The sequence below is a fragment of the Microbacterium sp. SA156 genome (assembly GCF_049065455.1).
Classification (GTDB): domain Bacteria; phylum Actinomycetota; class Actinomycetes; order Actinomycetales; family Microbacteriaceae; genus Microbacterium; species Microbacterium barkeri.
In genome coordinates this window covers 1-23017 of record NZ_JBAKGU010000008.1, presented here as the reverse complement: position 1 = coordinate 23017, position 23017 = coordinate 1, and the positions used below count along the sequence as shown (strand labels likewise).

The following is a 23017-nucleotide window of genomic DNA, read 5'->3' as shown; positions in this document are numbered from 1 at the left end:
CTCCCGTGTGGCGCTACTGCTGCGCGCGCTCGAGGACGAGCTCGCGCACGCGCGCGGCGTCGGCCTGGCCCTTCATGGCCTTCATGACGGCGCCGATGATGGCGCCCGCGGCCTGGACCTTGCCGTCCTTGATCTTCGCGAGCACATCCGGCTGCGCGGCGAGGGCGTCGTCGATCGCGGCCACGAGGGCGCCGTCGTCCGACACGACCGCGAGTCCGCGGGCGTCGACGACCTCCTGCGGGGTCCCCTCGCCCGCGATGACGCCCTCGAGCACCTGGCGCGCGAGCTTGTCGGTGAGCGTGCCCGCCTCGACGAGCCCCTGGAGGGCGGCGACGTCGGCCGGGGCCACGAGCTCGGCGGGCTCGCGGCCCTCCGCGTTCGCGATGCGGGTGATCTCGCCCGTCCACCACTTGCGAGCGGCCGCGGGCGAGGCGCCGGCGGCGACCGTGGCCTCGACCTCCGCGAGCAGCCCGCCGTTCGCGACGTCCTGGAACTCGAGGTCGGTGAAGCCCCACTCCGTCTTGAGACGACGACGGCGTGCCGCGGGCGGCTCCGGCAGCGCAGCGCGCAGCTCCTCGATGAGGGCCTCGGTCGGCTCGACCGGCAGGAGGTCGGGTTCCGGGAAGTACCGGTAGTCGTCGGCGTCCGACTTCGGACGGCCCGGCGAGGTCGTGCCGGTGTCCTCGTGCCAGTGCCGGGTCTCCTGGATGATCGTGCCGCCCTCGGCGAGGATCGCGGCCTGACGCCGGATCTCGTAGCGCACGGCGCGCTCGACCGAGCGCATCGAGTTCACGTTCTTCGTCTCGGTGCGGGTGCCGAGCCGCTCGGCGCCGCGCGGGCGGAGCGAGACGTTCGCGTCGCACCGGATGTTCCCGCGCTCCATGCGCGCCTCGGAGATGCCCAGGCCGCGCGCGATCTCGCGGATCGTCGCGAGGTACGCCTTCGCGAGCTCGGGTGCGCGATGCTCCGCCCCGAAGATCGGCTTCGTGACGATCTCGACGAGCGGCACGCCCGCCCGGTTGTAGTCGACGAGCGAGTACTCCGCTCCCTGGATGCGGCCGGTCGAGCCGCCCACGTGCGTGAGCTTGCCGGCATCCTCCTCCATGTGCGCGCGCTCGATCGGGATGCGGAAGACGTCGCCGCCCTCGAGCTCCACCTCGATCTCGCCCTCGTAGGCGATGGGCTCGTCGTACTGGCTGATCTGGTAGTTCTTCCCGAGGTCGGGATAGAAGTAGTTCTTGCGCGCGAATCGGCTCGACGGCGCGATCGAGCAGCCCAGCGCGAGCCCGAGGCTGATCGACGAGCGGATGGCCTCCGCGTTGACCGTCGGCATGGAGCCGGGAAGACCCAGGTCGACGGGCGCGACGAGCGTGTTCGGCTCGGCGTCGTGGAACGCCGAGTGGGCGGGGTTGCCCGCCTCGGAGAACATCTTCGTCTTCGTGTTGAGCTCGACGTGGACCTCGAGGCCGATCACCGGCTCGAAGAGCTCGAGGGCCTTGTCGAAGTCCATCAGCTTGTCCTTGGCCATCAGCGGGCCCCTCCTTCGAGCAGCGATCCGCCCAGTCGCGGCGCGCGGTCCAGCAGCGGGCCGCCCCACGCGTCGACGAGCAGCGCCTCTAGTGCGGCGCCGACGCGGTAGAGGCGGACGTCCTCGCGCGCCGGCGCGAGGAACTGGATGCCCGTGGGCAGCCCGTCGTCCGACGCGAGACCGGACGGGATCGAGATGCCGGGCACGCCCGCGAGGTTGGCGGGGATCGTCGTGAGGTCGTTGAGGTACATCGAGAGCGGGTCGTCGATCTTCTCGCCGATGCGGAACGCGGTCGTCGGCGCGGTCGGCGTCGCGATGACGTCGACGTCCGCGAACGCGCGCGCGAAGTCCTGCTGGATGAGCGTGCGGACCTTCTGCGCGCTGCCGTAGTAGGCGTCGTAGTACCCGGCGGACAGCGCGTAGGTGCCGAGGATGATGCGGCGCTTGACCTCGGGGCCGAAGCCCGCGTCGCGCGTGGCCGACATGACGTCCTCGACCGTCCCTCCGGGCACGTCGACGCGCATGCCGAAGCGCACGGAGTCGAACTTCGCGAGGTTGCTCGAGGCCTCGGCGGGGAGGATGAGGTAGTACGCGGCGACCGCGTACTCGAAGTGCGGGGCGCTGACCTCGACGATCTCCGCGCCCTGCGCCTCGAGCGTCTCGAGCGCCGCCCGGAACGACTCCGCGACGCCCGGCTGGAAGCCGCTGTCGGGAAGCTCCTTCACGACGCCGACGCGCAGGCCCTTCAGCACGTCGCCGCGCGCGCCCTCGCGGGCCGCGGCGGCGAACGAGGGCCACGCGTCCGCGAGCGACGTCGCGTCGTGCGGATCGTGCCCGCCCACGACGTCGTGCAGGAGCGCGGAGTCGAGCACCGTCCGGGTGACCGGGCCGATCTGGTCGAGCGACGATGCGAGGGCGATCGCGCCGTAGCGGCTCACGCCGCCGTAGGTCGGCTTCACGCCGACCGTGCCGGTGACGTGCGCGGGCTGACGGATCGATCCGCCCGTGTCGGAGCCGAGCGCGAGCGGCGCCTCGAAGGCCGCGACGGCGGCGGCGGACCCGCCGCCCGATCCGCCGGGGATGCGGTCGAGGTCCCACGGGTTGCGCGTGGGCCCGTAGGCCGAGTGCTCGGTCGACGAGCCCATCGCGAACTCGTCCATGTTCGTCTTACCGAGCGGCACGAGGCCCGCCGCGCGCGCCCGGGCGACGACCGTCGCGTCGAACGGCGACATGTACCCCTCGAGGATGCGCGAGCCGGACGTCGACGGCATGTCGGTCGTCACGAGCACGTCCTTGATCGCGAGCGGGACGCCCGCGACGGGTCCGAGCTCCTCGCCCGCCGCGCGACGGCGGTCGACGGCCTCGGCGGCCTCGAGCGCGTGATCGCTCACGTGGAGGAAGGCGTGCACGTCGCCGTCCACCTCGGCGATGCGGTCGAGGTGCGCCTGCGTGGCCTCGACGCTCGAGATCTCGCCCGCGGCGAGCTTCTCGGCGAGGTCGGCGGCGGTCAGTCGGATGATGTCGCTCACTGCTGCTCCTCGCCCAGGATGGCCGTCACGCGGAACCGGGCGCCGTCGGCGTCCGGCGCGTTCTGCAGCGCCTGCTCGGTCGTGAGCATGCGGCCGACCTCGTCGGCGCGGAAGACGTTCTGCATCGGGATGGGATGGCTCGTCGCCGGGACGTCGGAGGTCGCGACCTCGCCGACCTTCGCGATGTTGTCGACGATCGCGTCGAGCTCTCCGGTGAGGCGGGTCACCTCCTCGTCGTCGAGCTGGATCCGGGCGAGCACACCGAGATGGCGCACGAGATCAGGGGTGATTTCAGACACCCGACAAGTCTAGGCGGTGGCGGTCTGCGCTCCGGCTGCGCGCCTCTAGGCTGGAGGCGTGACGCAGCCGTTCGACCCGCCCCGTCCCTGGGTTTCCTCCTACGCGGAGGGCGTGCCCCACGATCTGCCTCCGATCAGCGGATCGCTCCTCGACCTCGTCGACGCCTCGGCACGGGACTTCCCCGGCGCCCCCGCGCTGCAGTTCTTCGGGCGCGTCGTGGACTACGCCGACCTCCGCGCCCAGATCGACCGGGCCGCCGCCGGCCTCCTCGCCCGCGGCGTCCGCAAGGGCGACCCCGTCGCGATCATCCTGCCGAACTGCCCGCAGCACATCGTCGCCTTCTACGCCGTGCTCCGGATCGGGGCCGTCGTCGTCGAGCACAACCCGCTCTACACGCCCCGCGAGCTGCGCAAGCAGTTCGAGGATCACGGCGCGAAGCACGCCATCGTGTGGAGCACCCTCGTCGACACCGTGCGCGCGTTCCCCGCCGACCTCGCCGTGAAGACGCTGATCTCGGTCGACATCACGTGCGGCATGCCGCGTCTCATGCAGCTGGCGCTGCGGCTGCCCGTGCCGAAGCTGCGCGAGACGCGTGCCCAGCTCACGACGTCCGTGCGGGGCGCCGACGCGTGGGAGGACGTCGTCCGGCACGACCCGCTGCCGGCGTCTCACCCGCGGCCCGCGACCGACGACCTCGCGATCATCCAGTACACGAGCGGCACGACCGGCGATCCCAAGGGCGCGGCGCTCACGCACCGCAATCTGCTCGCCAACGCCGCGCAGGCGCGCGCGTGGACGCCGGGCGTCGCGCGCGGCGAGGGCACGGTCGTGTACGCCGTGCTCCCGATGTTCCACGCCTACGGTCTGACCCTGTGCCTCACCTTCGCCATGTCGCAGGCCGCGCGCCTCGTGCTCTTCCCGAAGTTCGATCCCGACATGGTGCTCGCCGTGACGCGACGTCACCCCGCGACCGTGCTGCCCCTCGTCCCGCCGATCGCGGAGCGCCTGCTCAAGCGCGCGATAGAGAAGGGCGTGTCGCTCGCCGGGACGCGCATCGGCGTCTCGGGCGCGATGGCGCTCGACGAGCAGCTCGTCGTGCCGTGGGAGGAGGAGACGGGCGGCTACCTCGTCGAGGGCTACGGCCTCTCCGAGTGCTCGCCCGTGCTCATCGTCAATCCCGTCTCGGAGAACCGGAAGGCCGGCGCGATCGGCCTGCCGCTCCCGGGCACCGAGGTGCGGGTCGCCGACCCGGACGACCCGTCGCGCGATGCCGCACCGGGCGCCCCCGGCGAGCTGCTCGTGCGGGGTCCGCAGGTCTTCGGCGGGTACTACGGCCGGCCGGAGGCCACCGCCGCGGTCTTCCACGAGGACTGGTTCCGCACGGGCGACGTCGTCACGATGGACGAGGACGGCTTCATCTCGATCGTCGACCGCATCAAGGAGCTCATCATCACGGGCGGCTTCAACGTGTCGCCGACCGAGGTCGAGATCGCGCTCCGCCAGCATCCGTCCGTTGCCGACGCCGCCGTGGTGGGGCTGCCGAGCGCGCACAGCGGGGAGGAGGTCGTCGCCGCGATCGTCCTCGACGAGGGAGCCGAGGTCGACGAAGAGGATGTCCGGGCGTTCGCGCGCGGGATCCTCACGCCGTACAAGGTCCCCCGTCGGGTCTTCGTCGTCGACGAGCTGCCGACCTCGATGATCGGCAAGGTGCTGCGCCGCGAGGTGCGGGAGCGGCTCCTCGCGCTCACGTCGGGCGGCTGACCGGCCTCACTCCCCCAGCGCGGCGGGCCCCTCCGTCACGAGGAGGTGGAACTGCGCGGCGTCGATGATGCGCACGCCGAGCGCCTCCGCCTTCGCGAGCTTCGACCCCGCCCCCGGCCCGGCCGCGACGAAGTCGGTCTTCTTGCTCACGCTCGACGCGGCCTTCCCCCCGGCTCGCATGATCGCCTCCTGGGCGCCCTCGCGCGTGTACCCCTCGAGGCTGCCGGTCGCGACGACCGTGAGACCCGAGAGCACACCGCCCTCCGCCTCGGCCGCCCCGGGCCCCGGATGGCCGGGCGTGTGGAAGCGCACGCCCGCCGCCGTCCACCGGTCGACGATCTCGCGATGCCAGTCCACATCGAACCAGTCCAGGAGCGAGTCGGCGATGATCCCGCCGACGCCGTCGACGGCGGCGAGCTCGTCGCGCGATGCCGCGCGGATCGCATCGAGCGAGCCGAACCAGCCGGCGAGGGCGCGCGCGGCGACGGGGCCCACGTGACGGATGTTGAGCGCGACGAGCAGGCGCCACAGCTCCTTCGTCTTGGCCTTCTCGAGCTCCTCGAGGAGCTTCTCGGCCTGAGCGGACGGGTGGAGCACGACGTGGTCCTTGCGGACGCCCGCCGCTCGCCGCTCGGACGGCGTCGCATCCTCCCAGCCCGGCGGGTAGGTCAGCTCCCGCCGCTGGAACGGGGCGCGGCGCACGAACTCGCCGGTCGCCTCATCGACGCGCTTCTCGCCGGTCTCGGCGTCGCGCACGATCACCTCGATCGGCACGAGCTGCTCCATGGTGAGCTCGAACAGACCGGCCTCGGTGCGCAGCGGCGGCTCCGCGGGAACGGACGGCTGGGTGAGCGCCGCCGCCGTGACCTCGCCGAGCGCCTCGATGTCGAGCGCGCCCCGCGAGCCGATGTGCTCGACGCGACCGCGCACCTGGGCGGGGCAGTCCTTCGCGTTGGGGCACCGGAGGTCGATGTCGCCCTCCTTCATGGGGCGCAGCGGCGTGCCGCACTCGGGGCACGTCTCGGGCATGACGAACGCCCGCTCCGAGCCGTCGCGCAGCTCGGCCACCGGGCCGAGCACCTCGGGGATGACATCTCCCGCCTTGCGCAGCACGACGGTGTCGCCGATCAGCACGCCCTTGGCCTTCACGACGTCCTGGTTGTGCAGCGTCGCCTGGCGGACGACGCTGCCCGCCACGAGGACGGGCTTCATGACGGCGTACGGCGTCGCGCGCCCTGTGCGCCCCACCGAGACCACGATGTCGAGGAGCTCGGTGTTCACCTGCTCGGGCGGGTACTTGTAGGCGATCGCCCACCGCGGTGCGCGGCTCGTCGCTCCGAGCTCGTCGTGCAGGGCGAGCTCGTCGACCTTGATGACGATGCCGTCGAGCTCGTGCTCGACCGAGTGCCGGTGCTCGCCGTAGTGCGCGACGAAATCCAGGACGCCGTCCACGTCGTCGGACGTGCGCAGATACGGGCTCGTCGGCAGACCCCACTCGGCGAGCAGGCCGTAGACCTCGCTCTGCGACGCGACCGGCGGATCGGGCCACGCGCCGATCCCGTGCACATACAGCCGCAGCGACTCGATCCGCGCGATGCCCGCTTCGAGCTCGAGACCATCCTTCTTGTCGAGCTGCTGCCGGAGGCCGCCGCTGGCGGCGTTGCGCGGGTTGGCGAACGCCGGGAAGCGCCGGTCGGCGCTGCGGCGAGCCTTCTCCTCGTCGAATCCGGGGCGCGCCGCCGCCTCGGAGACGACGCGCTCGCGCAGGCGGGCCTGCAGCGCGTTCAGCTCCTCGAACGCCGCGACCGGGATGAACACCTCGCCGCGCACCTCCACGAGCGGCGGATGGCCCGTCCCCGAGAGCCGCTCGGGGATCCCGGCGACCCGCAGCGCGTTGACGCGGACATCCTCGCCGACGCGTCCGTCGCCGCGCGTGGCCGCCGAGGTGAGGACGCCGTGCTCATAGCGCAGCGCGATCGCCAGCCCGTCGATCTTGAGCTCGGTCAGCCAGCGCACGGCGCGCCCCGCCGACGCCTGGGTCTTCGCACACCACTCCGCGAGCACCTCGAGGGAGAAGACGTTGTCGAGGCTCAGCATGCGCTCGGCGTGCTGGACGGGCGCGAGCATCGTGGCGTCGGCCGCGCCGACGGTCTGGGTGGGCGAGTCCTGTCCCTGCAGCTCCGGATGGCGCCGCTCGATCGCCTCGAGCCGCTGCAGCCATCCGTCGTAGGTCGCGTCGTCGACGAGGGCCGCGTCCTCGCCGTAGTACGCGTCGCGTGCGCGGAGGATCTGCTCGGTGAGGGTCGCCGCCTCGGCGCGCGCCTCGTCGAGGGTCAGGTCGGGGAGCTCGAAGTCGCCGTCGGTCACGCTCTCAGTCTAGGAACCGGGTCGGACATCCGCGGCGTGTCACGCCTCGACGGGCACGGCGCTCACGGTCCGGTCGATCGTGCACTGGCCGACGACGCGCGTGCCGTCGTAGATGACGGCGGTCTGACCGGGCGCGACGCCGTCGAGGGGCGCTTCCGGCGTGACGACGAGCTCTCCCCCGCGCACGACGGCGATGGCGGGGACCGGGTCGGCGTGCGCGCGGATCTGCACGTCGCACGCGAACGGCTCGTCGGGCGTCTCGGGCGCCGCACCGGCCCACGTGTAGCGCGCGCCCGCGATCTCGGCGGTCGCGAGCGCCTCCTTCGGGCCGACGACGACCTCGTTGGACACCGGGCGGACCTCGAGGACGAAGCGCGGCTTCCCGTCGGGTGCCGGCACGCCGAGCCGCAGCCCCCTGCGCTGCCCCACGGTGAACGCGTGCGCCCCCTCATGGCTGCCGACAACCGAGCCCGTGCGGTCGACGATGTCGCCGGGAGCCGCCCCCATGCGCTCGGCCAGGTAGCCGCGGGTGTCCCCGTCGGGGATGAAGCAGATGTCGTAGCTGTCGGGCTTGGACGCGACGGAGAAGCCGCGAGCCTCGGCCTCGGCGCGCACGAGCGCCTTCGATGGCGTGTCGCCGAGCGGGAAGTACGTGTGCGCGAGCTGCTCGGCCGTGAGCACCCCGAGGACGTAGGACTGGTCCTTCGCCTCCTCGCTCGATCGGTGCAGCTCGAGGCCGCGCGGCCCATCGCGCAGGATCGCGTAGTGGCCCGTGCAGACAGCGTCGAAGCCCAGCTCGAGCGCGCGATCGAGGAGAGCGGCGAACTTGATGCGCTCGTTGCAGCGCATGCACGGGTTCGGGGTGCGCCCCGCGCGGTACTCGCTCAGGAAGTCGTCGATGACGTCGTCGCGGAACCGCTCGGAGAAGTCCCACACGTAGAACGGGATGCCGAGGCGGTCGGCGACGCGCCGCGCGTCCATCGCGTCCTCGATGGTGCAGCAGCCCCGGCTGCCGGTGCGCAGGGTGCCCCCGGCACGCGAGAGCGCGAGGTGCACGCCGACGACGTCGTGGCCGGCCTCGACGGCGCGCGCAGCGGCGACCGCGGAGTCGACTCCGCCGCTCATGGCCGCCAGGACGCGCATGCCCTCCAGTCTACGAGCGCCCGCCTGAGGAGGGGCCAGAGCGTGCGACGAGGCGGCGGTACGCCGCGGGCAGCGCCGTCGCGATCGCCTCCGCGTCGGCCTCGACGGAGGTGCGCCCGAACGAGATGCGCAGGACCTGCCGCGCCTCCTGCTCGGTGCGGCCCGTCGCGAGCACCACGTGCGAGGGCTCGCTGACGCCCGCCTGGCACGCCGACCCCGTCGAGACGGCGATCCCCACCTGGTCGAGCAGGAAGAGCATCGACTCCCCGGCCGCGCCGGGGAGCAGGAGATGGAGGGTGGAGGGAAGTTGGTGCTCCTCATCTCCCAGCACCACCGCCTCCGGGAGCTCGGTCCGCAGGCGGCCGACGACGCGGGCGCGTAGCCTCTCCATCCGGATGGTCTCGGTCTCGCGCTCGCGCTCCGCGAGCTCCACGGCGACCGCGAGGGCCGCGGCGCCCGCGACGTCCTGGGTCCCCGAGCGCAGCGCGCGCTGCTGCCCGCCGCCGTGGAGCAGAGCGTGCGGCGCAGCCGCGCGCGAGACGACGAGCGCGCCTGTGCCGACCGGCGCTCCCACCTTGTGGCCGGAGACGCTCAGCGCGACCAGTCCGCGCGCGCCGTCGACGGAACCGCGCCACGCGCGGAAGTCGACCGGGAGGTGCCCGAGCGCGGCGACCGCGTCGAGGTGAAGGGGCACGCCCGCCTCCGCCGCGCCCGCGCTCAGGGCGGGCGCATCCTGCACGGTTCCCGTCTCGTTGTTCGCGACGAGCGCGGTCGCGAGCGCGACGCGCGGATCGGCGGCGACGCGCGCGAAGGCCGCGGGATCGATGCGCGCACGGTCGTCGATCGGGACCGGCGCGACCTCGGCGCCCTCGACGCGTCGAAGCCAGTCCACCGTGTCGAGCACGGCGTGGTGCTCTCCGTCTGGCAGCACGATCACGTCGCGCCCCTCCGCGCGCGCCCACCAGAGGCCCTTGAGGGCGAGGTTGACGGACTCGGTCCCGCCCGAGGTCAGGACGACCTCGATCGGCTCGCATCCGAGTGCGCGCGCGATGCGCTCGCGAGCGTCCTCGAGCGCGCGTCGCGCGCGCTGCCCCGCGCCGTGCACGGATGACGCGTTGCCCACGAGCGCACTCGCCTCGATCCACGCCTCGCGCGCCTCGGGACGCAGCGGCGTGGTCGCGGCGTGGTCGAGGTACGAGCTCACAGCGACCGCGCGGTCAGAACAGCAGCGAGCTCAGGCGCCCGCGCGCGCGGACGACCCGCGCGTCGGTGGCTCCGATGACGCCGAAGAGCTCCACGAGGCGCTCCTGCACGGGGGCGCGCCGATCGGACGGGAGCGCTGCGAAGAGGTCCAGCAGCCGGTCGAAGGCGTCGTCGACGTGCCCGCCCGCGACGTCGAGGTCCGCCACGAGGAGCTGGGCATCGACGTCCTCCGGCGCCGCGGCGGCGGCTGCGCGCGCCGCGTGGAGGTCGACGCCCTGGATCCGGTGCAGCAGCCGCACCTGCGCGAGGCCGGCCGAGGCCTCCGCGTCGCGCGGGTTCTCCTTGAGCGCGCGCTCGTAGGCGTCGGCGGCGCGGGTGTAGTCGCCCGCCTCGATCGCGTCGAACGCCTCCTGGTGGAGCGGCGGCAGGGCGGGCGCGGCCGCCTCGTCCGCCGGCGCATCGCCGTCGGACGGCACGGGGACCGTCCCGGTGACCCCGTTCTGCGCCGCGAGCTGCAGCAGCTGCGCGAACACCTGGCGCACCTGCTCCTCCGGGACGGCGCCGGTGAACAGCGGGACGGGCTGTCCGGCGACCAGGGCGACGACCATCGGGATCGACTGCGCGCGGAACGCCTGCGAGAGCTGCGGGTTCGCGTCGACGTCGACCTTCGCGAGGACGAGCCGGCCGCCGTGCTCGACGACGACCTTCTCGAGAACGGGGCTCAGCTGCTTGCAGGGGCCGCACCACTCGGCCCACAGGTCGACGACGACCGGCACGCGCTGGGAGAGCTCGAGGACCTCGCCGAAGGTCGCGTCGGTGACATCGAAGACGAGCGCCGGCGCCGGCGCGCCGGGCGCTCCGCCCGCCGGGGGCGACGCGGGCGCGGCCGGGCGGTTCTTCAGCGTCGACAGGTCGACAGCGCCGCGCAGCACGGCGCCGGGGGCGACGTCACTCATGGATCACCTTCCGAGACGGGGATGGGGAGACTTCGAGCCTATTCGCCTTCCGGGGCGTCGGCGTCGCCCTCCGAGGCCTCGGCGTCCTCGGGCTCGGGCAGGAGCTCGGCCGACTGGATGGCGGACGTGTAGCCGAGCAGGCGGATCCGCTCGTCCGACCCCTGCGCGGGCACGAAGAAGAAGAGCTGATCGGTGTAGCGCGTCTCGACGCCCGTGGGCGACTCGGTCTCCCCCGTGAGGAAGGAGAGGGCCGCGTCATCCTCGAAGCGGATGACGGCGTCCTCGTTCGTCGGGCGGACGGTCTCGGTCTCGTCGACGCCGACCGCGACGATCGCGCCGCTGTCGAGCGTGGCCAGCGCGATCGGAGGCGTCGGGTTCGCCCCCTGCGCGTACTCGATCGTGCCCGTCTCGGCGCCGGTCTCGTTGAAGCTGTCGATCGTCGCCTGGCGCTTCTCGGCCACGGCGGTCAGGAAGCCGTCGTTCGAGATGTCGAAGAGATCGGCGTACTCGCTCTCCTCGCCGCGGCCGATGATGTCGGCGTAGGCCGCCGCCACCTGATCGGGCGCCAGCGCGAGGAACGGCGAGTCGGGGGCGACGAGCGCGGCACCCAGCCACGCGGGCGCGAGCTGCGGCGTCTCGGCCGCCGCCTCGAGGTTGGCGAGGTAGGTGACCCGGTAGCGCGACCACGGGTCGTCCTGCGTCATCGAGAGGATCGTGGGGGCGACCGTCGTGTCGTCCTCGTCGGCGACGATGAGCAGCGCCGTCCGCGGCCATCCCTCGACGGCCTGCGGCAGGACGATGCTCGCGGGGCCGGTCGGGATCGAGACCGCCTGCGGGTAGTCCTCGATCTCGGCGCGGAGCCGGTAGTTGACCTCGCGCGTCTCGAGCGCGAGGCCCGAGAGGCGGTGCGAGGCGAGGTCGATGTCGAGGCTCTCGTCGGCCGCGGCGACGGTCTCCGAGATCTCGCCGACAATGCGGTCGGCCTGGGCCTCGGTGAGGGAGGACGGCTGCTGATCGGGCGCGAGCGTGGCGGTCGCCGTCGGGGTCGGGGTCGGCGTCGGGGCGCCGCCGAGCTCGGGCCACGAGTCTGCCGTGCACCCTGCGAGCAGGCCGACGGAGAGGCCGAGTGCGGGCACGGCGACGAGCGCCCGCCGACCGCGGCGCGACGTCGAGATGACGCCCTTCGATGCGCCGTCGTCGTCTCCCTCGGCAGGAGGAAGGGCCGGGCCCTTGCGGATGGGGCCGCGCCGGCGTCGGGTGTGGCGCAGCGCCAGGATGTACAGCACGAGGCCCGTCACCAGGAAGATGCCGCCGAGGACCATGAGCGGCCCGAACCAGGGGGTCTTCTGGTCGAGCGGCCACACGATCGACACGTCCGACGGCGCCGGCTGGCTGCCGTCGACCGCGACGAGCATGCTCATCCCCTCGGGGAGCTGATCCGTCCGGACGATCTCGTCCTCGGCGGTCTGCTCCTCGATCCAGAGGTCGGATCCCTGCGGGTTCCGCCCCTCGGTGCCGTCGGTGGGCTCGACCTCCGGCTCGACGACGCTCGTCACGAGCTCGTCGCCGTCGCCGGCGCTCACGCGGTTGTAGCGCTGGTCCGAGAGCCACGCCTCGAGATCGGCGGTGCGGCCGTAGGCCGTGTAGAGGGGGCCCTCTCCCCGGACCGTGAGGGTCTGCGCGCCGGGGCGCAGCGCGAACGCGTCGCCGTCGATCACGAGGTACGGCAGCTCCTCGTCGACCGAGACGGTCTGCTCGGCGGACTCGGGGCCCAGGAACACGGTGCGCTGCGCCAGTCCGGCGCCGAACGACGCCGCCGCGAGCACGAAGGCCAGAACCGCCCACACGAAACGCACGAAATGACTCCTCGCCGACCCGCGCGAGGGCGGCGGGTCTCGACATCCGACTGCTCAGGTTAGCGAATCGAACTGAAAGGCGCCCACGAGCAGGTCGCTCTCGGGCGCGGCGCCGACGCACCCCTATCCTGGCGAGAGGCCCGCGGCGCGCAGCCGTCGGCCGGGAGAAGGGCGCGTATGAAGATCCACAACCCGTTCCGGCTCGCGCTCGTCGCGACGCTCGGCGTCGGCCTGGGGCTGCTGCTCATCGAGGGCCTGCAGTCGCTCTCGACGATCATCCTCTACGTGGGGACGGCGCTGTTCATCTCGCTCGGCCTCGACCCCGTGGTCTCGTGGCTCGAGCGCCGCCGCCTCCCGCGCTGGCTGGCCGTCACGATCGCGATCCTCGCCGTCCTCGGGCTCTTCACCGGGATCGTCCTGATCATCCTGCCGGTGCTCGTCGATCAGATCGGGCAGCTGGTGGGCCAGATCACGCTCATCGTCAACCGCGGGACCTTCCTCGACGATCTGCGCGAGTGGTCGCTCGTGACCTTCCCGACGCTCGAGATCGACACCGTCCTCGACTTCGTGAACGACTGGCTCACGAGCAACATCGACACGATCAGCGAAGGCGTCGTGGGCGTCACGCTCAATGTCGTCCAGGGTCTCTTCGGCGCGTTCATCGTGCTCATCCTGACGATCTACCTCACGGCGTCGACCCCGTCGCTCAAGTCGGCCCTCTACCGCATGGTGCCCGCGTCGAAGCGCGAGGGCTTCACGAACATCGCCGAGCAGATCACCGACTCGGTCGGCTACTACGTCATGGGCCAGATCACGCTCGCCGCGATCAACGGCGTGCTCAGCGCGATCTTCCTCACGATCATCGACGCCCCCTACCCGACCGTCCTCGCGGTCGTCGCTTTCCTGGGCTCGATGATCCCGCTCGTCGGCACGATCTCGGGCTCGACGATCATCGCTCTCACCTGTCTGATCCCCGGACTCGGCTCCCCCACGACGGCGATCATCGCCGCCGTCTACTACCTCGTGTACATGCAGATCGAGGCGTACGTCCTGTCTCCCCGCATCATGAGCCGGGCGGTCTCCGTCCCCGGCGGCGTCGTCGTGATCGCGGCGCTCGCGGGCGGCGCGCTGCTGGGCCTCCTCGGCGCGCTCATCGCGATCCCGGTGGCCGCGAGCGTGCTGATCATCTACCGGCAGGTGCTCATCCCGCGCATGAACGCGCGCTGATCAGGCGTCGGGCCACTCCGTCGGCAGGGGGGCCGCGGCGGGATTCACGACCTCGACGATCTCGTTCAGCACGCGCGCGGTCTGCTTCTCACCCACCCACAGGTGCTTGCCGCCCTCGACGGGCACGAGCCGGAGGTGCGGGATGAGCGCGAAGCGCTCGGCGGCCTCCGCGGGGCGGAGGTAGTCGTCGAACTCGGGGATGAGCGCGACGAGCGGCCGGGGGTCGCCCTGCCAGGCGCGCAGGTCGTCGTCCCCGGCCCGGTGCAGCGGCGGGGAGAGCAGGATGGCGCCCTCGATCGGATGCGGACGGCCGTGCTTGAGCGCGACCTCGGTCCCGAAGGACCATCCGAGAAGCCAGGGGCGGGGAAGACCGCGCTCTGCGACGAGGTCCATGGCGGCCGCGAGGTCGGCCGCCTCCGCGACGCCGTCTCCGAAGGCCCCCTCGCTCGTACCGCGCGGGGACGTCGTCCCTCGTGTGTTGAAGCGCAGGACAGCGAGGTCCGCGAGCGCGGGGAGGCGCGCTGCGGCCTTCCGGATGATGTGCGAGTCCATGAAGCCGCCCGCCGTGGGCAGCGGGTGGAGCGTGACGAGGGTCGCGACCGGCTCGCGCTCGAGCGGCGTCGCGAGCTCGCCGACGAGCGTCAGCCCGTCGGACGTGCGCAGCTCGATGTCCTCGCGGCGCGCGGGCAGCAGGGCGGCTCCGCGGATCTCCATCCGGTCCTCCTCAGAACAGCTTCCAGCAGTGGGTGTGCCAGTGACGGCGCGCCGCGAGATCCGCCTGGGGGCCGAGGACGCCGTCCTCGCGCCACACCACGACGTGCGCGGCGCCGATCTCGATGAGGTTCGCGCAGCCGGGGCAGGCGTACGTCTTCTCCGAGCGGCCGGGACCGACCGGCTGCACCGACCACTCGTGCCCGCGCCGGAACTCCGTGCGACGCCAGCCGGCGATGAGGCGGTCGAGCGAGGCGTCGCCGCCGCTGTCGCGCCGGCGGCGGTTCGACCGCGGCACGGCTCAGTACCAGCCGACCGACTCGGAGTGCCCCCACGCGCCGCAGGGCGTGCCGTAGCGGCCGCCGATGTAGTCCAGCCCCCACGCGATCTGCGTCGCGGGATTCGTCTGCCAGTCGGCGCCGTGGCTCGCCATCTTGCTGCCCGGGAGCGACTGCGGGATGCCGTAGGCGCCGCTGGACGGGTTGTACGCGCTCACGTTCCACCCCGACTCGCGGTTCCAGAGCGCGACGAGGCAGGCGAACTCGCTGTCGTTCCAGCCGCGGCCGGTCACCATCTCGTAGGCGATCGCCTGCGCGGTGCCGGGGTCGGGTGCGACGAACGGCGCGGCCCAGCTCTCCTGCTGAGGGGCCTGCTGGCCGCCCTCGGGGACCTCCGCGACCTCGGGGGTGGGCGTCGGCGTGGGGGTCGGCTTGACGTACACCTCGTAGGCGCCGAAGTCGAGGCTGCCCGCGTGCGCGAGGTCCGCCGCGGCGATGTAGACCTGCGCCTCGTCGGCTGCCGTGGCGAACGACGACATCCCCTCGGTCGCCTGCTCGGCCTGCGCCATCGAGGCGCCGGTCGTGACGATCGTGCCGCCCAGGAGGCCGAAGGCCGCGAGCCCCGCGAGCACCGACATCACGCGACGGCGGGGCGTGCGCTCGTGCGTCGACGTCTGCAGGAGCGCCGCGTGCTGGGTCGCGATGGCGCGCGCCTCGCGGCGCGTGAGGGCTCGGGTCTGCTCGGGTCCGGAAGTCACAGTTCCTCGAGTCTAGCGTGTGTTATGCGACTGTGACATACCCGGCCCCCGGGTGGTCAGCGCACGGCGAGCATGATCTCGATGACCGCGTCCAGGACCGCGTCGACCTGCTCCTCGCGGTAGCCGTCGCGCGTCATCCGGAACGCCGTCTGGCGGATCTGCTCGACCGTGAGCGGGGCGCCCTGCGCGAGGTAGGCGACGATGCGATCGGCCACGAGGTCGACCTCGGAGCGGGCGTATCCGTACCGCAGGAGGCCGACGCGCGCGAAGCGCTCCCCCTCGGGCCGCTGGAGTCGGTCCAGCACCACCTGCGCCTCGCGGCGGGTGCGCTCGACCCAGGCGTCGGCGCCCTCCGTCCTGACGGCGCGCTCGCGCTCCCGAGCGGCGAACGCGTCCTCGACTCGGGCGAGGGCCGCATCGACCGCGGAGATCCGGTATCCGCCGCGCACGAGCGGGAAGGCCGCCGAGCGCACCTGCTCGGCATCGAGCTCGTCGTCCCCCTGCTGCTCGAAGGCGGCACGGGCGCGAGCGAGGAAGGCATCCACCGCGTCGCGCTGGTAGCCCTTCTCGCGGCCCGTCGCGAGGGGGAACGGCAGGGTGGTCGAGGAGTCCGTCACGATACCGCCAGAGGTGAGAGGAGGAAGTGCAGGGCGAGCGTCGCCACCGCCGACGGCAGGATGCTGTCGAGCCGGTCGAGCACTCCGCCGTGGCCGGGGAGCGCGGACGACATGTCCTTGATGCCCAGATCGCGCTTGATCATCGACTCGCCGAGATCACCCGCGGTCGCCGTGCAGAGGATGACCGCGCCGAAGACGAGACCGGCCCACCACGGGATCCCCAGCATGAACTGCGCGAGGAGCGCGCCCGCCACGAGCGCACCCAGGGCAGCGCCCGCGAATCCCTCCCAGGTCTTCTTCGGGCTGATGCGCGGGGCCATCGGATGGCGGCCGAACGCGAGTCCGGATGCGTACGCCGCGGTGTCGGCGACCACCGCGACGATGAGGAACGCGAGGATCCACCACTCGCCGCGGTCCTCGCGGAGGAGCACGAGCGCGAGGCTCGCGAGGAACGGGACGTACAGCGGCACGAATGCCCCGACGAGCACGTCGGCCAGCACGTCCTGCGGCGTGCGGCCGTCCTGCGCCGTCATCTGCGCGAGGAGGCGCCACACGACGATGAGCGCCATGGCGGCGAAAAGGGCGACCCAGTGGAGCCAGAGGTCGGCGAAGTAGCCGGCGGCGAGGATGAGGACGACCGCCGCGAGCTGCGGAGCGAGGTCGATGCGCCGGCCGCCGTCGCGCAGCGCGCGCCACAGCTCGTGCACGCCGAGCACCGACACGAGCAGCGCGACGACGGCGAAGAGCCACTTCACGACGAGCAGCGAGACGACGACCGCCGCGCCCGCTGCGACGCCGACGAGGATCGCCGCGATGAGGTCGCGCCCCGTGCGCTGCTTGATGCGCTCGTTCTTCTCCTCGAACTGCTCGCGCGCATGCGCGACCTGATGCTCGAACTCGCCGCGCGCCGCGTGCACGCGCTCGTGGAACGTGCCCTGCTCGCCGCGCGGCTCGCTCGGGGGCTCCGATCCGGGGACGTCCGTCATCGCCAGGTCAGACCTCGAGGAGCTCTGCCTCTTTGTGCTTCAGCGCCTCGTCGATCTTGTCCACGTGCGCCTTGGTGATGGCGTCGAGCTCCTTCTCGCCGCGCACGATGTCGTCCTCGCCGATCTCGTCGCGGAGCGCGTCGAGGTCGTCCTTCACCTGACGGCGGATGCCGCGCAGGCGGACCTTGGCGTCCTCGCCCTTCGTGCGCACGATCTTGACGAACTCCTTGCGGCGCTCCTGCGTGAGCTCCGGCATCGTGATGCGCACGATGTTGCCGTCGTTCGTCGGGTTGGCGCCGAGGTTCGGCATCTCGCGGATCGCGTCCTCGATCGCCTTGAGGGCCGACTTGTCGTAGGGCGTGACGATGAGCGTGCGCGCCTCGGGGTTCGCGAGCGACGCGAGCTGCTGGAGCGGCGTGGGCGTGCCGTAGTAGTCGACGAGGATGCGCTGGAAGAGCTGCGGGTTCGCGCGGCCGGTCCGCACGGTCGCGAAGTCCTCCTTCGCCGCCTCGACGGCCCGATCCATCCGGGCAGTGGCATCGGCAAGAACGTCCGCGATCACGGTGACTCCATTCGTCGGTGGTGCTGGGAAAAGTCTAGTGGGCGCCGTGCCGGCGCCCGGCGAGGTCACGCCGTGACGAGCGTGCCGATGGGCTCGCCGCGCAGGGCGGCCGTGACGTTGCCGGCGGGCTCCATGCCGAACACGCGCATGTTCATCCCGTTGTCCATGCAGAGGCTGAAGGCCGTCGCGTCGACGACCTTGAGGCCGCGCATGAGGGCGTCCGAGTAGGTGACGTGGTCGAGTCGCGTCGCCGTCGCGTCCGTGCGCGGATCGGCCGTGTAGACGCCGTCGACGCCGTTCTTCGCGACGAGCACCTCGGTCGCGCGGATCTCGAGGGCCCGCTGCGCGGCGACCGTGTCGGTCGAGAAGTAGGGCAGGCCGGCGCCCGCGCCGAAGATGACGACGCGGCCCTTCTCGAGGTGGCGCTCCGCGCGCAGCGGGATGTACGGCTCGGCGACCTGGCGCATCTCGATCGCGGACTGCACGCGCGTGGCGGCGCCCGCCTGCTCGAGGAAGTCCTGCAGGGCGAGGGCGTTCATGACCGTCCCGAGCATGCCCATGTAGTCGGCGCGCGCCCGGTCCATGCCGCTCTTGGAGAGCTCAGCGCCGCGGAAGAAGTTGCCTCCGCCGACGACGACCGCGACCTCGACGTCCTGTGACGCCTCCGCGATCTCGCGCGCGATCTGGCTGACGACATCCGGGTTGACCCCGAGCTGCCCTCCCCCGAACGCCTCGCCGGACAGCTTCAGCAGCACCCGCCGCTTGGTCACTTCGCTCACTGTGGATCCTCTCGTCGCCGATACACGCTACCGGTCGCAGGCGGCAGCTCCCTGTGGAGGCACGCGGATGTCGCGTGTCGACCTCCGCGCGCAGAGAAAGGGGGCTCGGATCCGCGGATCCGAGCCCCCTTCCGTCACGTCGTTACGCGCCCACCTTGAAGCGCGCGAAGCCCGTGATCGTGATGCCGGCGTCCTGCGCGACCTTCGCGACGGACAGCTTGTTGTCCTTCGCGTAGTCCTGGTCGAGCAGCGCGACCTGCTTGAAGAACGCGTTCACGCGTCCCTCGACGATCTTCGGGAGGGCGGCCTCGGGCTTGCCCTCGTTGCGGGAGATCTCAGTGACGATCTCGCGCTCCTTCTCGACGTCGGCCGCGGGGACCTCGTCGCGCGAGAGGTAGGACGGGTTCGCGAAGGAGATGTGCTGCGCGATGCTGCGCGCCGTCTCCGCGTCGTCGCCCGTGTACGCGACGATGACGCCGACCTGCGGGGGCAGGTCCTTGCTCGTGCGGTGCAGGTAGACCTGGAACGCGTCGCCCTCGAGGGTGCGGACGCGGCGGAGCTCGACCTTCTCGCCGATGATCGCGGCCTCATCGGAGATGAGCTGCTCGACCGTCTGGTCGCCCGCGGTGGCCGCGAGAGCCTCCTCGACCGAGTCGGCGGCGGCCGCGGCGGCGGCGTCGGCGACCTTGTCGGCGAGCGCGATGAAGCGGTCGTTCTTCGCGACGAAGTCGGTCTCGCACGCGAGCTCGACGAGCGTCGCCTTGCCGCCCTGCTCGCGGGCGACCACGAGGCCCTCGCTCGTCGCGCGGTCGGCGCGCTTCGCGTTGCCCTTGGCGCCCTTGAGGCGGAGGATCTCGACGGCCTTCTCGACGTCGCCGTCAGCCTCCTCGAGCGCCTTCTTGGTGTCGACCATGCCGGTGCCGAGCTGCTCGCGCAGAGCCTTGATGTCGGCGATGCTGAAGTTGGCCATGGGTGCTGGCTCTCCTTGTTCGTGGTGGAACGGTGACCTGAGCGAGGCGGGCCCGGTGGGGCCCGCCTCGTCGAGCATTACTCCGCTGCGGGAGCCTCGGCCGGCGCGGCCTCGGCGGCGGGAGCCTCCGCGACCTCGGCGGGCGCCTCGGTCGAGCCCTGCTCGAGGAGCTCGCGCTCCCACTCGGCGAGAGGCTCGGCCTCGCCCTCGGGGTTGTGCTTCTGCTGGAGGCCCTCGGCGGCGGCGTCGGCGATGATGCGCGTCAGCAGCGAGACCGAGCGGATGGCGTCGTCGTTGCCCGGGATCGGGTACTGCAGGTCGTCGGGGTCGACGTTCGTGTCGAGGATGCCGATGACGGGGATGCCGAGCTTCTTGGCCTCGTCGATCGCGAGGTGCTCGCGCTTGGCGTCGACGACCCACAGGGCCGACGGCGTCTTGCTGAGGTTGCGGATGCCGCCGAGCGACTTGTGGAGCTTGTCGAGCTCGCGGCGCTTGAGGAGGAGCTCCTTCTTGGTGAAGCCCGTGCCGGCCGGGTCGTCGAAGTCGAGCTCCTCGAGCTCCTTCATGCGCGCGAGGCGCTTCGACACGGTCGAGAAGTTGGTGAGCAGACCGCCGAGCCAGCGCTCGTTGACGTAGGGCTGGCCCACGCGGGTCGCCTGCTCGGCGAGCACCTCCTGCGCCTGCTTCTTCGTGCCGACGAAGAGGATGGTGCCGCCGCGCGCGACGGTCTCCTTGACGAAGTCGTAGGCCTTGTCGATGTAGCCGAGCGACTGCTGGAGGTCGATGATGTGGATGCCGCTGCGCTCCGTGAGGATGAAGCGCTTGACCTTCGGGTTCCAGCGACGGGTCTGGTGTCCGAAGTGGACGCCGCTGTCGAGCAGCTGGCGGATGGTGACGACGGCCATGGTCGTGCTCCTTGATCTGGGCGCTCGCGCGCCATGCGGTTGATTCCGCCGATCGGACGATCGGCGAGCCTGGTGCCCGACGCACTCCCACCCTTCGAGAAGGGACCGAGGGGAGTCGCGCCACGACGATCGTCCGGAGACGAGGTCGCTGAGGGCACGCGTAGTCATCCCGAGACGGGATGCATCCCCCAGCATACCAGGCGCTCGTCTCCCCCACGGCGCGTGCACAGGCGCGCGACACGCGGCTCCCTCGTCCCCCGCCGCGCATTCGAGCGAAGCGGGCCGCCGCGCGCGCCGAGGCTGAGGACATGCAGCGCACAGCCCGCTCCGTCCTCGTCCTCCTGGTCGCACTCGTGTGCGCCGGCGCGGCTCCCGCGGCGGCGCATGCGCCGTCCGCGGCACCGGCCGACACCGAGGTCCGCATCGAGACCGCCGAGCAGTGGGTGTGGCCCGTGAGCCAGGACGTCCGGATCGTCCGCCCCTTCGAGGCGCCGCCGCACCGCTACGGTCCGGGGCACCGCGGCATCGACCTCGCGGCCGATGCCGCGCCCCTGCGCGCCCCGGCGTCGGGAGTGATCGCGTTCGCGGGGGTCGTGGTCGACCGGCCGCTCCTGACGATCGACCACGGCGACGGGCTCGTCACGACGCTCGAGCCCGCGACGACCGAGCTCGCCGTGGGCGACGCGGTCTCCCGCGGGCAGGAGATCGGCGCGCTCGCGTCGGGCGGCCACGCCGCGCCCGGCGCGGTGCATTTCGGGGTGCGCCTCCACGGCGAGTACATCAACCCGCTCCTCCTGCTCGGCGGGGTTCCCCGGGCGGTGCTCCTCCCCTGCTGCTGAGCGCGGCTCGCCTCCGGGCGATCGCGCGTCAGGCGCGCGGATGCGCGAGGCGGTAGGCCGCCGCGAGGCGCTCGGAAGAGACGTGCGTGTAGATCTGGGTCGTGCCGAGACTCGCGTGACCGAGGATCTCCTGCACCGCGCGGAGGTCGGCGCCGCCATCCAGGAGGTGCGTCGCGGCGGAATGCCGCAGGGCGTGCGGCCCCACCGTCTCGACGCCCATCGCGGGCGCGACGGTGCGGGCGACGAGCTCGTAGACCGTGCGCGGCCCCACGCGCCGACCGCGTGCGCCGAGGAAGAGCGCGGCGCCTGCTCCATCTCCGCGCGCGGCCAGCGCCGGGCGCCCGCGCGTGAGGTACGCGCCGATCGCGCGCGCGGCCGGCGCTCCGAACGGCACGACACGCTCCTTGGCGCCCTTGCCGACGACGCGCGCCGTGGCGCGATCGAGATCGACGTCGTCGACATCGAGGCCGCACAGCTCCGAGACCCGCACGCCCGCGCCGTAGAGGAGCTCGATGAGCGCGTGGTCGCGCAGCGCGAGCGGGTCGCCGTCGGCCGCTGCCGCGGCCATCCGGCGCAGGAGGTCATCGAGGGCAGGTGCCGCGGCGACGTGCGGCAGGGTCCGGCCGCGCTTCGGCGTGACCAGGCGCAGGCTCGGGTCCACCTCGATGAGGCCCTCCTCGCGAGCCCAGCGGAAGAGCGCGCGCGCCGACGACGTGCGCCGGGCGACGGTCGAGCGCGCGTCGCCGCGCTGCGTCGCGCGCCACAGCCAGTCGCGCAGCGCGTCGAGGTCGACGTCGGCGAGATCGCGATCGCCGACCGCATCGGCGAGATCGGCGAGGTCGGCTCGGTAGGCGCGGACGGTCGCGGGCGAGAGGCGCCGCACCGTCTCGAGATGCGCGCCGAACGCGTCGATCGCGCGGAGCAGCTGCATCCTCCGATGGTGCCCCGGCCCGCGCGGGGACCGGGCGCGCCGCGCCGGTTCGCACGCCGCCCATCCGGATCGGCGGCGGCTCCGAAGAGAGATCGACACGGATGGACCGTGCCAGAACGGAGCAAACTCATGCGCACCTCAGTCAATCGGATCGTCGCCACCGTCTTCGGAGCCGTGTACGTCCTCGTCGGGCTGCTCGGCTTCGCCGTGACGGGCGGCGTCGGATTCCTCGCCACGGAGGGCGGGCTGCTGCTCGGGATCTTCCAGGTGAATCCGCTCCACAACATCGCGCACCTCGCGATCGGCGCCGCGCTCGTCGCGGCCGGGATGGCGGGGGTCCGTGCGGCGAGGGCCGTGAACGCGACCGTCGGCGCCGCGTACCTCCTCCTCGGGATCGCGGGCTTCTTCCTCGCCGGCACGGCTCTGAACATCCTCGCGCTCAACACCGCAGACCACGTCCTGCACCTCGCGAGCGCTCTCGTGCTCCTCGCGGTGGGGCTCGGCGCCGAGCGGTCCGTGGGGCGGGAGTCGATCGCGTGACGTTCACCGGCACCTGGCCCGCCCTCGCCGCGTGCGGGGCGGGCCTGGCCCATCTCGCCGTCGCCGCGGGGTCCCCCTGGTGGCTGCTGGCTCTCCTGTGCGCCGCCGGAGTCGCCGAGCTGGGCTGGGGCGCGGCCGCCCTGCGTGCCGGGCGCATCGTCGCGTCGCGCGCGGCGCTCGGCGGCTCGCTCGCCCTCGCCCTCCTGACGACGGTGATCGGCGTCGCGGGCGGGATGGGTCCCGCTCCGATGGCCGTCGCGATCGCGCTCCT

22 protein-coding genes and 1 pseudogene are annotated in these 23017 nt (G+C 72.5%); 5 read left to right on the top strand and 18 right to left on the bottom strand.

Annotated features, from left to right (window positions below; genetic code table 11):
• Positions 1 to 13: 13 nt before the first annotated feature.
• Genes gatB through gatC form a run of 3 tightly spaced genes read right to left on the bottom strand, consistent with a single transcriptional unit; the run spans position 14 to position 3356 of the window.
• A complete protein-coding gene (gatB, locus tag ACOWU6_RS09090) occupies positions 14 to 1528 on the bottom strand; it encodes an Asp-tRNA(Asn)/Glu-tRNA(Gln) amidotransferase subunit GatB (RefSeq protein WP_282977656.1) in 1515 nt (504 codons plus the stop codon).
• A complete protein-coding gene (gene gatA / locus ACOWU6_RS09085; RefSeq protein ID WP_421075474.1) occupies positions 1528 to 3057 on the bottom strand; it encodes an Asp-tRNA(Asn)/Glu-tRNA(Gln) amidotransferase subunit GatA in 1530 nt (509 codons plus the stop codon). Before gatA ends, gatB begins: the two co-directional genes overlap by 1 nt.
• A complete protein-coding gene (gene gatC, locus ACOWU6_RS09080; RefSeq protein ID WP_271171760.1) occupies positions 3054 to 3356 on the bottom strand; it encodes an Asp-tRNA(Asn)/Glu-tRNA(Gln) amidotransferase subunit GatC in 303 nt (100 codons plus the stop codon). The genes gatA and gatC overlap by 4 nt, the downstream gene beginning before the upstream one ends.
• 58 nt (positions 3357 to 3414) lie before the next feature.
• On the opposite strand from gatC, the gene ACOWU6_RS09075 reads away from it, so the two are divergent.
• Positions 3415 to 5118 carry a long-chain-fatty-acid--CoA ligase gene (locus tag ACOWU6_RS09075; RefSeq protein ID WP_421075473.1) on the top strand — a complete coding sequence of 568 codons (1704 nt, stop codon included), beginning with the start codon at positions 3415 to 3417 and terminating at the stop codon, positions 5116 to 5118.
• Between the two features lie 6 nt (positions 5119 to 5124).
• Here ACOWU6_RS09075 and ligA read toward each other — a convergent pair whose 3' ends face one another.
• Genes ligA through ACOWU6_RS09050 form a run of 5 tightly spaced genes read right to left on the bottom strand, consistent with a single transcriptional unit; the run spans position 5125 to position 12643 of the window.
• Entirely contained in the window at positions 5125 to 7485 is a 2361-nt protein-coding gene (gene ligA, locus ACOWU6_RS09070; RefSeq protein ID WP_421075472.1) for an NAD-dependent DNA ligase LigA, read from the bottom strand.
• Between the two features lie 39 nt (positions 7486 to 7524).
• A complete protein-coding gene (mnmA, locus tag ACOWU6_RS09065; RefSeq protein WP_421075471.1) occupies positions 7525 to 8628 on the bottom strand; it encodes a tRNA 2-thiouridine(34) synthase MnmA in 1104 nt (367 codons plus the stop codon).
• A gap of 10 nt (positions 8629 to 8638) precedes the next feature.
• Positions 8639 to 9832 carry a cysteine desulfurase family protein gene (locus tag ACOWU6_RS09060; protein ID WP_421075470.1) on the bottom strand — a complete coding sequence of 398 codons (1194 nt, stop codon included), beginning with the start codon at positions 9830 to 9832 and terminating at the stop codon, positions 8639 to 8641.
• Positions 9833 to 9845: 13 nt separating this feature from the next.
• Positions 9846 to 10787 (bottom strand): tetratricopeptide repeat protein, encoded by a 942-nt coding sequence (locus ACOWU6_RS09055; RefSeq protein WP_271171755.1) that lies wholly within the window; start codon positions 10785 to 10787, stop codon positions 9846 to 9848.
• A gap of 38 nt (positions 10788 to 10825) precedes the next feature.
• Positions 10826 to 12643: a glycosyl transferase gene (locus tag ACOWU6_RS09050; RefSeq protein ID WP_421075469.1), complete on the bottom strand. Its 1818-nt coding sequence runs from the start codon at positions 12641 to 12643 to the stop codon at positions 10826 to 10828.
• Positions 12644 to 12820: 177 nt separating this feature from the next.
• Here ACOWU6_RS09050 and ACOWU6_RS09045 point away from each other — a divergent pair, with 177 nt between their 5' ends.
• Positions 12821 to 13870, top strand: coding sequence for an AI-2E family transporter (locus ACOWU6_RS09045; protein WP_421075468.1), 1050 nt, complete (start codon positions 12821 to 12823; stop codon positions 13868 to 13870).
• On the opposite strand, the gene ACOWU6_RS09040 is transcribed toward ACOWU6_RS09045, so the two are convergent.
• From ACOWU6_RS09040 to rpsB, 9 genes are all read right to left on the bottom strand, one after another.
• Positions 13871 to 14584 carry an alpha/beta hydrolase gene (locus tag ACOWU6_RS09040; protein WP_271171752.1) on the bottom strand — a complete coding sequence of 238 codons (714 nt, stop codon included), beginning with the start codon at positions 14582 to 14584 and terminating at the stop codon, positions 13871 to 13873.
• Between the two features lie 10 nt (positions 14585 to 14594).
• Positions 14595 to 14879 carry a hypothetical protein gene (locus ACOWU6_RS09035; RefSeq protein WP_271171751.1) on the bottom strand — a complete coding sequence of 95 codons (285 nt, stop codon included), beginning with the start codon at positions 14877 to 14879 and terminating at the stop codon, positions 14595 to 14597.
• Positions 14880 to 14882: 3 nt separating this feature from the next.
• Positions 14883 to 15617 carry a phage tail tip lysozyme gene (locus ACOWU6_RS09030; RefSeq protein WP_421075467.1) on the bottom strand — a complete coding sequence of 245 codons (735 nt, stop codon included), beginning with the start codon at positions 15615 to 15617 and terminating at the stop codon, positions 14883 to 14885.
• Between the two features lie 56 nt (positions 15618 to 15673).
• On the bottom strand, positions 15674 to 16234 hold the full coding sequence (locus ACOWU6_RS09025) for a DivIVA domain-containing protein (protein ID WP_282977647.1): 561 nt from the start codon (positions 16232 to 16234) through the stop codon (positions 15674 to 15676).
• On the bottom strand, positions 16231 to 17220 hold the full coding sequence (locus tag ACOWU6_RS09020; RefSeq protein WP_271171748.1) for a phosphatidate cytidylyltransferase: 990 nt from the start codon (positions 17218 to 17220) through the stop codon (positions 16231 to 16233). Before ACOWU6_RS09020 ends, ACOWU6_RS09025 begins: the two co-directional genes overlap by 4 nt.
• Before the next feature lie 7 nt (positions 17221 to 17227).
• Positions 17228 to 17782: a ribosome recycling factor gene (frr, locus tag ACOWU6_RS09015; RefSeq protein ID WP_271171747.1), complete on the bottom strand. Its 555-nt coding sequence runs from the start codon at positions 17780 to 17782 to the stop codon at positions 17228 to 17230.
• 65 nt (positions 17783 to 17847) lie between these two features.
• On the bottom strand, positions 17848 to 18561 hold the full coding sequence (gene pyrH / locus ACOWU6_RS09010; RefSeq protein WP_271171746.1) for a UMP kinase: 714 nt from the start codon (positions 18559 to 18561) through the stop codon (positions 17848 to 17850).
• Between the two features lie 142 nt (positions 18562 to 18703).
• A complete protein-coding gene (gene tsf / locus ACOWU6_RS09005; RefSeq protein WP_282977645.1) occupies positions 18704 to 19531 on the bottom strand; it encodes a translation elongation factor Ts in 828 nt (275 codons plus the stop codon).
• Between the two features lie 77 nt (positions 19532 to 19608).
• Positions 19609 to 20436, bottom strand: a complete 828-nt coding sequence (gene rpsB, locus ACOWU6_RS09000; protein ID WP_282977643.1) for a 30S ribosomal protein S2 — start codon at positions 20434 to 20436, stop codon at positions 19609 to 19611.
• Between the two features lie 308 nt (positions 20437 to 20744).
• Between rpsB and ACOWU6_RS08995 the strand changes: the two genes are divergently transcribed.
• Positions 20745 to 21275: a murein hydrolase activator EnvC family protein gene (locus ACOWU6_RS08995; protein ID WP_282977642.1), complete on the top strand. Its 531-nt coding sequence runs from the start codon at positions 20745 to 20747 to the stop codon at positions 21273 to 21275.
• Positions 21276 to 21303: 28 nt separating this feature from the next.
• Here ACOWU6_RS08995 and ACOWU6_RS08990 read toward each other — a convergent pair whose 3' ends face one another.
• Positions 21304 to 22206, bottom strand: a complete 903-nt coding sequence (locus tag ACOWU6_RS08990; protein ID WP_421075466.1) for a tyrosine recombinase XerC — start codon at positions 22204 to 22206, stop codon at positions 21304 to 21306.
• Positions 22207 to 22335: 129 nt separating this feature from the next.
• Here ACOWU6_RS08990 and ACOWU6_RS08985 point away from each other — a divergent pair, with 129 nt between their 5' ends.
• Together ACOWU6_RS08985 and ACOWU6_RS08980 are read left to right on the top strand one after the other, a co-directional pair.
• Complete coding sequence (locus tag ACOWU6_RS08985) at positions 22336 to 22746, top strand: DUF4383 domain-containing protein (RefSeq protein WP_271171741.1); 411 nt, start codon at positions 22336 to 22338, stop codon at positions 22744 to 22746.
• Positions 22743 to 23017, top strand: a pseudogene (locus ACOWU6_RS08980) (hypothetical protein); the annotation flags it as partial. The gene ACOWU6_RS08985 and the pseudogene ACOWU6_RS08980, both read left to right, overlap by 4 nt.